The organism is Streptomyces chilikensis (assembly GCF_001642695.1).
In the GTDB taxonomy this organism is placed as follows: Bacteria; Actinomycetota; Actinomycetes; order Streptomycetales; family Streptomycetaceae; genus Streptomyces; species Streptomyces chilikensis.
The window spans coordinates 3,507,414-3,520,636 of the sequence record NZ_LWCC02000005.1; the positions used below are offsets into that span (position 1 = coordinate 3,507,414).

General features: G+C 73.5%; 10 protein-coding genes and 1 pseudogene. 2 read left to right on the top strand and 9 right to left on the bottom strand.

The genetic code is table 11. From position 1 onward, the window contains the following. On the bottom strand, positions 1–608 hold a 608-nt coding region (locus A2U95_RS32735; protein WP_240957337.1), incomplete at its 3' end, for an FAD-dependent oxidoreductase. A 165-nt stretch (positions 609–773) separates the two neighbouring features. After that, positions 774–1,703 carry a TIGR01777 family oxidoreductase gene (locus A2U95_RS15665; protein WP_240957338.1) on the bottom strand — a complete coding sequence of 310 codons (930 nt, stop codon included), beginning with the start codon at positions 1,701–1,703 and terminating at the stop codon, positions 774–776. A gap of 85 nt (positions 1,704–1,788) precedes the next feature. On the opposite strand from A2U95_RS15665, the gene A2U95_RS15670 reads away from it, so the two are divergent. Both A2U95_RS15670 and A2U95_RS15675 read left to right on the top strand, forming a co-directional pair. After that, on the top strand, positions 1,789–2,295 hold the full coding sequence (locus A2U95_RS15670) for a GNAT family N-acetyltransferase (protein ID WP_166022996.1): 507 nt from the start codon (positions 1,789–1,791) through the stop codon (positions 2,293–2,295). A gap of 249 nt (positions 2,296–2,544) precedes the next feature. After that, positions 2,545–3,456, top strand: a complete 912-nt coding sequence (locus A2U95_RS15675; RefSeq protein ID WP_166022998.1) for a peptidoglycan recognition protein family protein — start codon at positions 2,545–2,547, stop codon at positions 3,454–3,456. A 15-nt stretch (positions 3,457–3,471) separates the two neighbouring features. Here the strand turns inward: A2U95_RS15675 and A2U95_RS15680 are convergent, their stop codons facing one another. The 7 genes and pseudogenes from A2U95_RS15680 to A2U95_RS15710 form a co-directional block, all read right to left on the bottom strand. Beyond that, positions 3,472–4,008, bottom strand: coding sequence for a DUF4240 domain-containing protein (locus A2U95_RS15680; protein WP_166023000.1), 537 nt, complete (start codon positions 4,006–4,008; stop codon positions 3,472–3,474). A 99-nt stretch (positions 4,009–4,107) separates the two neighbouring features. Continuing rightward, a complete protein-coding gene (aceE, locus tag A2U95_RS15685) occupies positions 4,108–6,819 on the bottom strand; it encodes a pyruvate dehydrogenase (acetyl-transferring), homodimeric type (RefSeq protein WP_166023002.1) in 2,712 nt (903 codons plus the stop codon). A 290-nt stretch (positions 6,820–7,109) separates the two neighbouring features. Then, positions 7,110–7,745: a GntR family transcriptional regulator gene (locus tag A2U95_RS15690; RefSeq protein ID WP_166023004.1), complete on the bottom strand. Its 636-nt coding sequence runs from the start codon at positions 7,743–7,745 to the stop codon at positions 7,110–7,112. A gap of 272 nt (positions 7,746–8,017) precedes the next feature. Then, a pseudogene (locus A2U95_RS15695) lies at positions 8,018–9,585 on the bottom strand (2-oxo acid dehydrogenase subunit E2). A gap of 57 nt (positions 9,586–9,642) precedes the next feature. Further along, positions 9,643–11,031 carry a dihydrolipoyl dehydrogenase gene (lpdA, locus tag A2U95_RS15700; RefSeq protein WP_166023006.1) on the bottom strand — a complete coding sequence of 463 codons (1,389 nt, stop codon included), beginning with the start codon at positions 11,029–11,031 and terminating at the stop codon, positions 9,643–9,645. A gap of 289 nt (positions 11,032–11,320) precedes the next feature. Then, positions 11,321–12,862 carry a leucyl aminopeptidase gene (locus A2U95_RS15705; protein WP_166023008.1) on the bottom strand — a complete coding sequence of 514 codons (1,542 nt, stop codon included), beginning with the start codon at positions 12,860–12,862 and terminating at the stop codon, positions 11,321–11,323. A gap of 114 nt (positions 12,863–12,976) precedes the next feature. Next, a partial coding sequence (locus A2U95_RS15710) for an adenosylcobinamide-GDP ribazoletransferase (protein WP_206282891.1) occupies positions 12,977–13,223 on the bottom strand: 247 nt, incomplete at its 5' end.

Here is a 13,223-nt window from a genome sequence, read left to right on the forward strand (position 1 = left end):
CCGGGCGGGGCGGCCGCCCGCGACCTCGGGCGCGGACGGAGCCGGCCCGGACGGGGCCCGCGCGCCCGCAGCCCGGCGATCCGGATCGCGGCCGCCGTCCCGGCGCGCGCCCGCGTCCGCCCGGGGGCCGGGACGGCGGCCCCAGGGAGCGGGGGGACCGTGACCGGGGTGAGCAGGCTCGCCGGCACGGCTGATGAAACGTTTCTCCAGGTGTCGCCCCCGGTCGTCGGCCCCGTGCGCGAGCCCTCGCGCGCCCCCGCCTGAGCCGTGCGCGCCTCCCACGCGCCCCGGGGCACTCCCTCGGGGCCGCCCGCATGGTGGCGCCGGCCCGCGCTGTGCACCAGCACCCCCGGAGCGAAGGGGCGCAGCACCAGGTCGTCCAGGCCCGGCGTGGTGCACAGTTCGGTGTACGAGGTGAACAACAGCTGACCGATCCGGTCCAGCCGGAAGCCGTCGACCTTCTCCGTCGACATCCTGCCGCCCACGAACGGGGCGGCCTCCAGGACTGCGGTGCTGACGCCTGCCGCGGTCAGCCGCAGGGCCGCCGACAGTCCGGCGACTCCGGCTCCGACGACGACGACATCCGCCTTCTGCACGGGCTGAAGCACGTACCCCTCCTCGAGGTTGCGCGGCCGCTGGAGACGTGATGCCCCCAACTTCCCCCCGGAATACCCGAGTTCGGTCCCATTCGAGGTTAGGTCCGGCCGCCGCGCACGTCGTCTCGCGCACGGACCGGGCACGGTGGCACGCCGGTGGCACACCGGGCCCGGCGTTCAGTCCCGCAGTGCCGACCGGACCGCCGACTCCACGTCCGGGCAGGAGAACGCGAACCCCGAATCCAGCAGCCGCGCCGGCAGCACCCGCGCGCTGCCCAGCACGTCCTGGCTCATGCCGCCCAGCACCGCCCGCAGCACCGGCGCGGGCACCGCGAACACCGCGGGCCGCCGCAGCACCCTCGCCATGGCGGCCGTCACCTCGCGGTTGGTCGCCGGGGAGGGGGCCGTGACGTTGAACGGCCCCTCCAGGCCCGGCGAGAACAGCAGGTGCCGCAGCGCCGCCACCTCGTCCCGCAGCGCCACGAACGACCAGTACTGCCGCCCGTCGCCCAGCCGCCCGCCGAGCCCGGCCCGGAACAGCGGGAACAGCCGCCCCCAGGCGCCGCCCTGCCGGGCCACCACCAGCCCGGTCCGCGCCAGCACCGTCCGCACCCCCGCGTCACGCGCGGGGGCCGCCGCCGCCTCCCACTCCACGGACAGCTCCGGAAGGAACCCCCGCCCGGGCGGCGCGCTCTCGTCCACCGGACGGTCCCCGGTCTCCCCGTAGTAACCGATCGCGCTGCCGTTGAGGAAGACCTCCGGGGGCCTTCCCGCCGCCGCCACCGCCCCGGCCAGCGCCGTCGTCCCCAGCACCCGGCTGTCACGGATCTCCCGCTTGTACGCCTCCGTCCAGCGCCGGTCCCCGACACCCGCGCCCGCCAGGTTCACCACCGCGTCGCAGCCGTCCAGCGCCGCCGGGTCCAGCCGCCCGGAGGCCGGGGCCCAGCGCACCTCGCCCGGACCCTGGGGCTCCCGCCGCACCAGCCGCACCACCCGGTGCCCGTCCGCCTCCAGGGACCCGGCCAGCGCACCGCCGATCAGGCCGGACGCCCCGGCCATGACGACGGTCCACGGCCCGGCCGGTTTCCTTGCTTCCCTCGGTTCCATGCCGTCCATCCTCCCGGACGACAGGCCCCCGGGAGCGGCGAAAACCGCTTCCCCCCGGCGTGGCGCGCGGACGTACGATGCGCCCATGCCGACCAGCGCCGAAGCCGACACGACCACCCTGATCCGCCCCGCCCGTCCCGAGGACGGCGAGGCCCTGAACCTCCTCGAACGGGAGACCTGGTCGTCCCTGCACGCGGTGACGCCCCCGCCCGAGCCGGGGCAGCCGTTCTTCGACGAGCGGCACCCGGTGGGCGACCTGCTCGTGGCGGAGCTCGACGGCGAGGTCGTCGGCTACGTCCGGGTGGCCCGGCCCACCCCGCTGGAGGTCAACGCGCACGTGCTGCAGATCCAGGGCCTGGTCCTGTCCGAACGCGCCCGCGGCCGGGGCCTCGGCAAGGCCCTGATGCGCGCCGCCGAGGAGGAGGCCCGCCGCCGCGGCGCCCGCCGCCTCACCCTCCGCGTCCTCGGCCACAACGCCCCCGCCCGCGCCCTCTACACCTCCCTCGGCTACGCGGTCGAGGGCATCCTGCCGGAGGAGATGCTGCTCGACGGCGAGTACGTCGACGACGTGCTGATGGGCCGCTTCCTGTGACGGCCCCGCGGCCAGGGGCGGCCGGGGCGCCGGACCGGCACCGGGACCGTCGGCCCGGGACGGCCGGCACCGGCTCCACGGTCTGAGCGGCCCGGTCCTGCCGTCGGACCGGCCGAACCGTCCCCCCTCCCGCCCGCGCTGCGGGAGCTCCGCGCGCCGCCAAGAGACACGCCGCCGCGCCGCCGCGGCGGCTCACCCTCCCGGCCCACACCGATCGCGCTCCGGGGCCGGGCCGCCGACAGTGGGACCATGCGCGCCTCCCGCATATCCACCGAGGCCGTGACCCGGATCCGCGAGCTGGTCCGACGGGGTCACGGCCCGGGCCGTGACGGGCCCGGGCGGCGGCGCGGGAAGCGGGGGCGCCGGGCCCGGATCGAGGCGGTGCTGCCGCCCGTGATCGCCGTGATGGTGCTGCTGTTCGTGCTGCTGCTGCAGGGGCAGGGCGAGGGCGAGGGCGACCGGGCCCTGCCGCGCGGCCCCGCCGCGCCGAGCGTGCCGCGCCACGGGGCGCCCGCGCCGCAGATCCTGCCGCGTTCGGCCTGGCTGACGCCGGGGGACGAGCGGCACGCCCGCGAGGCCGGGCAGGACAAGGCGGGGGAACGGACCAAGCCGCCGCCGAAGTACGACGACAAGGTGGTCGCCCTCTTCGTCCACCACACCGACTCGCCCAACGGCTACGACTGCGCCGACACCCCGGCCATCATCCGGCGGATCAGCGCCGACCAGACGGCGGGCCGGCACTGGGACGACATCGGCTACAACTTCCTGGTGGACCGCTGCGGCACCATCTACGAGGGCCGGGCCGGCGGCTCCGGCCGGCCGGTCACCGGGGCCCACACCCAGGGGTTCAACCACCGCACCGCCGGCGTCGCCGCCATCGGCACCTTCACGCAGGGCGCCGAGGTCCCGGAGGCGATGACGGAGGCCATCGCCCGGCTGGCGGCCTGGAAGCTGGGACTGGCCGACGTCGACCCGCGGGCCGACGTGCGGCTGGTGTCCAGCAACGGCAGGAGCCGGTTCGAGAAGGGCGAGACGGCGGAGCTGCCGGTGATCGCCGGGCACGACGACGGCTACCGGACGGACTGCCCGGGAGCCGCGCTCAAGGCGCACCTGCCGCTGATCCGGGAACGGGCCGCCCAGCTCCAGGGACGGACCGCGTGAGGACGGCCGTCGGGTTCAGTCCCCGTCCGCGGCGTCCCCGACGAAACGCTCCCACAGGCGCGGGAACCGCTCCGCCAGGGCGGCGTCGTCCTCCAGGTCGACCGGCTCCCCCTCCGGCTCGGGGGGCGGATCCGGGAGGCCGAGGCCAGGGGTGACCAGGCCGGTCAGCCGCTCGTACGCCTCGTCGGCGGCGTACCCGAGTTCCTCGCCGTCGCCGTCGATCTCGTCGTCGAACGTGTCGAGGAGCCCGGCCAGCGCGTCCGGATCGTGCAGCGCGCCCTCGAAGACCTCCCGGCCCTGGCCGATCAGCCAGCATCGGAACCAGTCGAAGGCGTCGTCGCCCGCCCCGTCGAGGAGGATCCAGGCGGCGCCCCACAGGTCCCAGCGGTAGGCCCGGTCGTACCGGGACTCGAAGTGGCGGGCGAAGTCGAGGACCGACTCCGGATCGAGCCGGACGAGGCGCTCCACCAGCAGGTCCGCCTGCTCCTCCGGGTCACCCCCGGCCTCCTCGCGGGCCGCGTCCACCAGTTGCCAGAATTCCGCTTCGTCCATCACGCACCCCAGCATCGTCCCTGGGGGCGGCGAACGCACCCGGGCACGACGGAGGGGGACGGCACAACCTCGCCGTCCCCCTCCGTCCTCACCGGATCCTCACAGCCCGTAGCGCTCCCGGGCCTCCTTCACCGCGCTGGCCTTGACCTCGCCGCGGCGGGCGAGCTGGGCCAGGGCGGCGACCACGATCGACTCGGCGTCGACGCCGAAGTGGCGGCGGGCCGCGTCACGGGTGTCGGAGAGGCCGAAGCCGTCCGCGCCCAGCGAGGACCAGTCCTGCTCCACCCACTGCGCGATCTGGTCCGGGACCTGGCGCATGTAGTCGGAGACGGCGAGCACCGGGCCCTGGGCGCCGGCCAGCGCCTGGCGGAGGAACGGCACCCGCTCCTCACCGCGCAGCAGGGCCTCGTCGGCCTCCAGCGCGTCGCGGCGCAGCTCGGTCCAGGAGGTGGCGGACCACACGTCGGCGGCCACGCCCCAGTCCTCGGAGAGCATCCGCTGGGCCTTGAGCGCCCAGTGGATCGCCGTGCCGGAGCCCAGCAGCTGGATGCGCGGGGCGTTGGACGCCGGGGTCAGGCCGGCGGTCTCCGCCGTGTTGAAGCGGTAGAGGCCCTTGACGATGCCCTCGTCGATGCCCTGGGCGGCCGGCTTGGCCGGCTGCGGCAGCGGCTCGTTGTAGACGGTCAGGTAGTAGAAGACGTCCTGGTCCTCGCCCGGCTTCGCCTCGCCGTACATCCGGCGCAGGCCCTCCTTGACGATGACCGCGACCTCGTAGGCGAAGGCCGGGTCGTACGTCAGGGCGGCCGGGTTGGTGGCCGCGATGACCGGGGAGTGGCCGTCGGCGTGCTGCAGGCCCTCACCGGTCAGGGTGGTGCGGCCGGCGGTGGCGCCGACGAGGAAGCCGCGGCCGAGCTGGTCGCCGAGCTGCCACATCTGGTCGGCCGTGCGCTGCCAGCCGAACATCGAGTAGAAGATGTAGAACGGGATCATCGCCTCGCCGTGCGTGGAGTACGCGGTCGCGGCGGCGATGAAGTCGGCCATCGAACCGGCCTCGGTGATCCCCTCGTTGAGGATCTGGCCGTTCTTGGCCTCCTTGTAGTACATCAGCTGGTCGCGGTCGACCGGCTCGTACGTCTGCCCCTTGGGGGAGTAGATGCCGAGCGACGGGAAGAGCGACTCCATGCCGAAGGTGCGCGCCTCGTCGGGGACGATCGGCACCCAGCGCTTCCCGGTCTCCTTGTCGCGGACCAGGTCCTTGACCAGGCGGACGAACGCCATGGTGGTGGCGACGTTCTGCGAGCCGGAACCCTTGTCGAAGGAGGTGAACGCCTTCTCCGCGGGAGCCGGCAGCGGGGCCACCGGGTGGATCCGGCGGGCCGGGGCCGGGCCGCCGAGCGCCGCGCGGCGCTCCTGCAGGTAGCGGACCTCGGCGGAGTCGGCGCCCGGGTGGCCGTAGGGGACGACGCCGTCGACGAAGTCGCTGTCCTTGATCGGCAGGTCCAGGCGGTCGCGCATCGCCTTGAACTCGTCCGTGGAGAGCTTCTTCATCTGGTGGTTGGCGTTCTTGGACGCGAAGCCCTCGCCGAGCGTGTGGCCCTTGACCGTCTGCGCCAGGATCACCGTCGGGGCGCCCTTGAACTCCACGGCGGCCTTGTAGGCGGCGTACACCTTGCGGGGCTCGTGGCCGCCGCGGGAGAAGTGGAAGACGTCGAGGATCTTGTCGTCGCTCAGCAGCTTCGCCATCTCGGCGAGCGCCGGGTCCTTGCCGAAGAAGTCCTCGCGGATGTAGGCGGCGTCGCGGGTCTGGTACGTCTGGACCTGGGCGTCCGGCACCTCGCGCAGGCGGCGGACCAGCGCGCCGGTGGTGTCGAGCTGGAGCAGCTCGTCCCAGGCGGAGCCCCAGAGGGTCTTCACGACGTTCCAGCCGGCGCCGCGGAACTGGGCCTCCAGCTCCTGCACGATCTTGAAGTTGGCGCGGACCGGGCCGTCGAGGCGCTGCAGGTTGCAGTTGATGACGAAGGTCAGGTTGTCCAGACCCTCGCGGGCCGCCAGGGCGAGCGCCGCGGTCGACTCCGGCTCGTCCATCTCGCCGTCGCCGAGGAACGCCCACACGTGGGAGGCGGAGACGTCCTTGATGCCGCGGTTGGTCAGGTAGCGGTTGAACCGCGCCTGGTAGATCGCGGAGAGCGGGCCCAGGCCCATGGAGACCGTCGGGAACTCCCACAGCCAGGGAAGGCGGCGCGGGTGCGGGTAGGACGGCAGGCCCTGGCCGCCGGACTCGCGGCGGAAGTTGTCCAGGTGCGCCTCGGTGAGGCGGCCGTCCAGGAAGGCACGGGCGTAGACGCCGGGGGAGGCGTGGCCCTGTACGTAGATCTGGTCGCCGGAGCCGGGAGCCTCGGGGGACTCCTTGCCCTTGAAGAAGTGGTTGAAGCCGGTCTCGTAGAGCCAGGCCGCGGAGGCGAAGGTGGCGATGTGGCCGCCCACGCCGTACTTGCTGCCGCGGGTCACCATGGCGGCCGCGTTCCAGCGGTTCCAGGCGGTGATCCGGGCCTCCATCTCCGGGTCGCCGGGAACCTCGGGCTCGGCGGCGGTGGGGATGGTGTTGATGTAGTCGGTCTCGAGGAGCTTGGGCAGAGCGACACCCGCGCCCTCGGCACGCTCCAGGGTGCGGCGCATCAGGTACGCGGCACGGTGCGGGCCGGCCGCCTCGGCGACGGCGTCGAGGGAGGCCTGCCACTCGGCGGTCTCCTCCCGGTCGCGGTCCGGAAGCTGGTCCAGCGCGCTCGGCCGGATGGCGTGGGGGTCGGTCATGTCGCCGCCTTCCTCAGTCGAAGGGGTGCGGGTGCGCGCGGGGTGCGCGCGGTGCGGGGTGCCCTTGGTCTATGGCAGGACAGGGCGGGGTGGGACCTCGGGGTGAGAGGCCCGCGGCGACTGTAACTCCCTGATCGATGATCGATCAAAGGGGGGAGCGATAAAACTTGCCGTATCGGCGAAAGTCGGCACGCAGTGCCATGTGTTGTGCGGGGCGAAAGACACCGCGTGCCGTGAAATCGCAGGTCACAGTGCCCTTCGGGGCCGCGCTCGTATGGCGCGGGCCCCGCTCAGGCGGAGGCGTCGGGGCGCGGGGCGCAGCCGAGGACGTGACCCTTGACGAGGTCGGCGATCCGCGGGTCGCGGCGGCGGAAGGCGGCCACCAGTTCCTCGTGCTCCTCGGCGTAGGACTGCTGCACGGTGCCCAGCCACCGGATCGACAGGGCCGTGAACACCTCGATGCCCAGCCCTTCCCAGGTGTGCAGCAGGACCGAGTTCCCGGCCGCGCGCACCATCTCCCGGTGGAACGCCACCGTGTGGCGCACCTGGCCGGCCGCGTCGGAGAGCCGGTCGGCCTCGTGGAGGGCCGCCACGTGCGGCTCCAGGGCGGAGCAGTCGTCCGCCAGCCGCTCCGCCGCCAGCTCGGCCGCTATGGCCTCCAGGCCGGCCCGGACGGGGTAGCTCTCCTCCAGGTCGGCGGCGGTCAGGCTGCGCACCCGCACGCCCTTGTTGGGGGCGGACTCGATGAGCCGCAGCGACTCCAGCTCCCGCAGCGCCTCGCGCACCGGGGTCTGGCTGACCTCCAGCTCGGTGGCGATCCGCCGCTCGACGATGCGCTCGCCCGGCTTCCAGCGCCCGCTGACTATTCCCTCCACGATGTGCTCGCGGATCTGTTCGCGCAGCGAGTGGATGACGGGCGCGGTCATGGGGGCTCCTTCGGGCAGGGGCGACCTGCGGCCAGGGCCCCCGAGGGCGTTCGACGCTTAGACAATACGGCTGCGGAGTGTGTCTGCCGAGGCACATCCGGGCGCCGAGACGCAGGTGAGACGAGGCTTACATCACGCATCGGGCATTTCGCCGGAGAGCCCCGGGCCCCCCTTGACCCGTGCTTGACGTGCTCTTCACCCGTTCTTCAAGCACCGCGCCCCCGCCCGGAGGACCCGGACGGGGGCGCGGTCGCGCGGGTGACGCGGCGTGCTTACAGGCCGAGCTCGACCTCGAACTCGCCGGCCTCCAGGATCGCCTTGACCGCGGTCAGGTAACGGGCGGCGTCCGCGCCGTCCACCAGACGGTGGTCGTAGGAGAGCGTCAGGTAGGTCATGTCGCGGATCGCGATGACCGGGCCGTCCTCGGTCTCGATGACGGCCGGACGCTTCACCGTGGCGCCGATGCCCAGGATGGCGACCTGGTTCGGCGGGACGATGATCGTGTCGAACAGCGCACCGCGCGAGCCGGTGTTGCTGATCGAGAAGGTGCCGCCGGCCAGCTCGTCCGGGGTGATCTTGTTGGCCCGGACCTTGCCCGCGAGCTCCGCCGTGGCCTTGGCGATGCCGGCCAGGTTGAGGTCGCCGGCGTTCTTGATGACCGGGGTCATCAGGCCCTTCTCGGCGTCCACCGCGATACCGATGTTCTCGGTGTCGAAGTAGGTGATCGTGCCCTCGGCCTCGTTGATCCGGGCGTTGATGACCGGGTGGGCCTTCAGCGCCTGGGCCGCCGCCTTCACGAAGAACGGCATGGGGGAGAGCTTGACGCCCTCGCGGGCCAGGAAGCCGTCCTTGGCCTGGTTGCGCAGGCGCATCAGGCGGGTGACGTCGACCTCGACCACCGAGGAGAGCTGGGCCTGCTCGCGCAGGGCCTTGACCATGTTGTCGCCGATGACCTTGCGGATCCGCGGCATCTTCACGGTCTGGCCGCGCAGCGGGGACGCCTCGAGGGCCGGAGCCTTCCTGGCGGCCGGCGCGGCCGGGGCGGCGGCCGCCGGGGCCGGGGCCTTGGCGGCCTCGGCGGCGGCCAGGACGTCCTGCGGGTGGGCTCGGGCGCCGGAGCGGCCGGGGCCGGGGTGGGCTCGGGCGCCGGGGCCGGGGCGGCCGGGGCCTCGGGAGCGGCGGCGGCCGGGGCGGAACCCGGGGTGCCGATGACGGCCAGCTTGGCGCCGACCTCGGCCGTCTCGTCCTCGTTGACGACGATCTCGAGCAGCGTGCCGGAGGCGGGCGCCGGGATCTCGGTGTCGACCTTGTCCGTGGAGACCTCGAGCAGCGGCTCGTCGGCCTCGACGGTCTCGCCGACCTGCTTCAGCCAGCGGGTGACGGTGCCCTCGGTGACGGACTCGCCGAGCGCCGGCAGGACCACGTCGGTGCCCTCGGCGGAGCCGCCGCCGGACGCCGCCTCGGCGGTCGGGGCGGGGGCGGGCGCGGACCGGTCCGGGGACGGGGTGGTCTCGGGGGCCTGGACCGGCTCGGCGGCCGGGGCCTCCTGCTGGGCCGGAGCCTCCTGCTGGGCCGGGGCGGCCTGCTCGGCCGGGGCGCCGGAGCCGTCGTCGATCAGGGCCAGCTCGGCGCCGACCTCGACCGTCTCGTCCTCGGCCACCTTGATGGCGGAGAGGACGCCGGAGGCGGGCGAGGGGATCTCGGTGTCGACCTTGTCGGTCGAGACCTCGAGCAGCGGCTCGTCGGCCTCGACCCGCTCACCCTCGGCCTTCAGCCAACGGGTGACGGTGCCCTCGGTGACGCTCTCGCCGAGCGCCGGAAGGGTTACGGAAACCGCCATGGTTTCGGTTGCTCCTAACGGAAGTGCGGAAGTCTGGTCTCGGTCGCCCGGCGGTGATCAGTCGTGCGCGTGCAGCGGCTTGCCCGCCAGCGCGAGGTGGGCCTCGCCCAGCGCCTCGTTCTGGGTCGGGTGCGCGTGGATCAGCTGCGCGACCTCGGCCGGCAGCGCCTCCCAGTTGTAGATCAGCTGCGCCTCGCCGACCTGCTCGCCCATGCGGTCGCCCACCATGTGGACGCCGACCACGGCGCCGTCCTTCACCTGGACGAGCTTGATCTCGCCCGCGGTCTTGAGGATCTTGCTCCTGCCGTTGCCCGCCAGGTTGTACTTGAGAGCGACGACCTTGTCCGCGCCGTAGATCTCCTTGGCCTTGGCCTCGGTGATGCCGACGGAGGCGACCTCCGGGTGGCAGTAGGTCACCCGCGGCACGCCGTCGTAGTCGATCGGGACGGCCTTCAGGCCGGCCAGACGCTCCGCCACCAGGATGCCCTCGGCGAAGCCGACGTGCGCGAGCTGGAGGGTGGGAACCAGGTCGCCGACCGCGGAGATGGTCGGGACGTTGGTGCGCATGTACTCGTCGACCAGGACGTAGCCGCGGTCCATCGCGACGCCCTGCTCCTCGTAGCCCAGGCCCTGCGAGACCGGGCCGCGGCCGACGGCGACGAGGAGGACCTCGGCCTCGAACTCCTTGCCGTCCGCCAGGGTGACCTTGACGCCGTTCTGGGTGTACTCCGCCTTCTGGAAGAAGGTGCCCAGGTTGAACTTGATGCCGCGCTTGCGGAAGGCGCGCTCCAGCAGCTTGGAGCTGTTCTCGTCCTCGACCGGCACGAGGTGCTTCATGCCCTCGATGATCGTGACGTCGGAGCCGAAGGACTTCCACGCCGAGGCGAACTCGACGCCGATGACGCCGCCGCCCAGGATGATCGCGGACTGCGGGACGCGGTCCAGGACCAGCGCGTGGTCCGAGGAGATGATGCGGTTGCCGTCGATCTCCAGACCCGGCAGCGACTTCGGCACGGAACCGGTCGCCAGCAGGACGTGGCGGCCCTGGACCCGCTGCCCGTTCACGTCGACGGAAGTCGGGGAGGACAGGCGGCCCTCGCCCTCGATGTAGGTCACCTTGCGGGAGGCGATCAGGCCCTGCAGACCCTTGTACAGGCCCGAGATCACGTCGTCCTTGTACTTCAGGACGGCCGGGACGTCGATCCCCTCGAAGGTCGCCTTCACGCCGAACTGCTCGCTCTCGCGCGCCTGGTCGGCGATCTCGCCGGCGTGGAGCAGAGCCTTCGTCGGGATGCATCCCTTGTGCAGGCAGGTGCCGCCGACCTTGTCCTTCTCGATCAGGGCGACGTTCAGGCCCAGCTGGGCCCCGCGCAGCGCCGCGGCGTACCCGCCGCTACCGCCGCCGAGGATCACTAGGTCGAAAACGGTGCTGGCGTCGTTCGCCACGTCACGTCCTCCATGCATGTGCGCCACGCCGGTCTCGTCCGACCGGTCGGCGGCTGGTCACGGCCGCTCTAAGTGCTTCGGCCCGGGTGGGGCCCTGTCCTGCCAAGAGTCCATCTTTGCACTTGTCGGAGCCCAACCGGACGCGGGGCCGTGTTGTGAGACACGGCACAGTGCCCGGAACACCGCGTTCCGGGCGGGGAACGGGGGCGGGGGACGGACTCCGCCGGGCGGAGTCCGTCCCCCGTCACCGAGGGGGCGCGTGCGCGGACCCGGGCCCGCGACGGCCGCGTCAGACCAGGTCGCCCGCCGCGGCGCGCTCGGCCAGGCGCACCAGCGTGCGCACCGCGGAGCCGGTGCCGCCCTTGGGCGTGTAGCCGAACGGCTTGCCCTCGTTGAAGGCCGGGCCGGCGATGTCCAGGTGCGCCCAGGTGATCCCCTCGCCCACGAACTCGCGCAGGAAGAGGCCGGCCACCAGGCCGCCGCCCATCCGCTCGCCCATGTTGGCGATGTCCGCCGTGGCGGACTCCATGCCGGCGCGCAGGTGCTCCGGCAGCGGCATCTGCCAGGCGTCCTCGCCGGTCTCCTCGGCCGCCTCGTGGACGGCGCCGCGGAAGGCGTCGTCGTTGGCCATGACGCCGAACGTCCGGGAGCCGAGCGCCAGCACCATCGCGCCGGTCAGCGTCGCCACGTCGACGATCGCGTCCGGCTTCTCCTGCGACGCGGCCCACAGGCCGTCGGCCAGCACCAGCCGGCCCTCGGCGTCGGTGTTCAGCACCTCGACCGTCTTGCCGCTGTACATCCGCAGCACGTCGCCCGGACGGGTGGCGGCGCCGGACGGCATGTTCTCCGCCAGGCAGAGCCAGCCGGTGACGTTGACCTCCAGGCCGAGCCGCGCGGCCGCCACCACCGCGGCGAAGACCGCGGCGGCACCGGACATGTCGCACTTCATGGTCTCGTTGTGGCCGGCCGGCTTCAGCGAGATGCCGCCCGAGTCGTAGGTGATGCCCTTGCCGACGAGGGCCAGGTGCTTCTTCGCCTTCGACGAGGTGTACGACAGCTTCACCAGCCGCGGCGGACGGGCCGAGCCGTTGCCGACGCCCAGGATGCCGCCGTAGCCGCCCTTGGTGAGCGCCTTCTCGTCCAGCACCGTCACCTTGAGGCCGTGCTCCTTGGCGGCCTTCTGGGCGATCTCCGCGAACGAGGCCGGGAACAGGTCGTTCGGCGGCATGTTGATCAGGTCGCGGGCGCGGTTCATCTCCTCGGCCACCGCGACACCGCGGTCCACGGCCGCCTTGAAGGCGCGGTCGCGCGGCTTGCCGCCGAGCAGGACCGCCTCGGCCAGCGGGGCCTTGCCCGACTTGGCGCGGGCCTTCTCGTCCTTGCCGGACTCCTTGTACGCGTCGTAGGCGTAGGCGCCGAGCAGCACGCCCTCGGCGACCGCGCCGGCCGCCTCTGCGTCCTCCAGCGGCAGCGCGAACGCGGCCTTCTTGACCCCGGTCAGCGCGCGGGCGGCCGCGCCGGCGGCCCGGCGGAGCGCCTCGGCGTCCCAGGCCTCGCCCTTCTCCGGCCCGGCGCCCAGGCCGACCGCCACCACGAGCGGGGCCTTGAACCCGGACGGGGCGGGCAGCTTGGTCACCTCGCCCTCGGCGCCCAAGGCGCCGAGGGTCTCCAGCAGACCGGCCAGGGAGCCGTCGTACGCGTCGGCCACGGCCTCGGCGCCCGCGGCCACTACGGGGCTGCCGCCCGACTGCGCGCCCTTGGCGACACCGACGACGATCGCGTCGGCGCGCAGGCCGGCCACGGCGGCGGTGCTGAGGGAAAGATCAGTCACGGTGGTGATGTCTCGCTTCCGTTCGATGGTGATGAGTCCGGGGGGAGCCGAGGGGATGGGCTCGGCCGGGCCCTGAGCTTCTGGGAGGAGCCTACGCGCGGCCTCCGGCGGAGTTCAGCCCAGGCACAGCACGATCAGCGAGACGGTCGCCGCGGTCTCCGCCAGCCCGCCCAGCACGTCACCGGTCACGCCGCCGAACCGGCGCACGCAGCGGCGCAGCAGCGCCTCGGCGGCCAGGCACCCCACGAGCACCGCGGCCGCCGCGCGCACCGCCCCGGCCGGGCCGCCGGACAGGGCGCCGGCCCCCGCCGCGAGGAGGACGGTCACGGCGGCGACCGCGACCGCCGCCGCCCGGGGCACC

What these genes read in the sequence shown, in the direction of transcription:
- A2U95_RS15680 (WP_166023000.1), bottom strand. Translation starts at nt 4,008, where the DNA reads ATGGACGAAGCGGAATTCTGGCAACTGGTGGACGCGGCCCGCGAGGAG.
- A2U95_RS15665 (WP_240957338.1), bottom strand. Translation starts at nt 1,703, where the DNA reads ATGGAACCGAGGGAAGCAAGGAAACCGGCCGGGCCGTGGACCGTCGTC.
- A2U95_RS15675 (WP_166022998.1), top strand. Translation starts at nt 2,545, where the DNA reads ATGCGCGCCTCCCGCATATCCACCGAGGCCGTGACCCGGATCCGCGAG.
- A2U95_RS15690 (WP_166023004.1), bottom strand. Translation starts at nt 7,745, where the DNA reads ATGACCGCGCCCGTCATCCACTCGCTGCGCGAACAGATCCGCGAGCAC.
- aceE (WP_166023002.1), bottom strand. Translation starts at nt 6,819, where the DNA reads ATGACCGACCCCCACGCCATCCGGCCGAGCGCGCTGGACCAGCTTCCG.
- A2U95_RS15670 (WP_166022996.1), top strand. Translation starts at nt 1,789, where the DNA reads ATGCCGACCAGCGCCGAAGCCGACACGACCACCCTGATCCGCCCCGCC.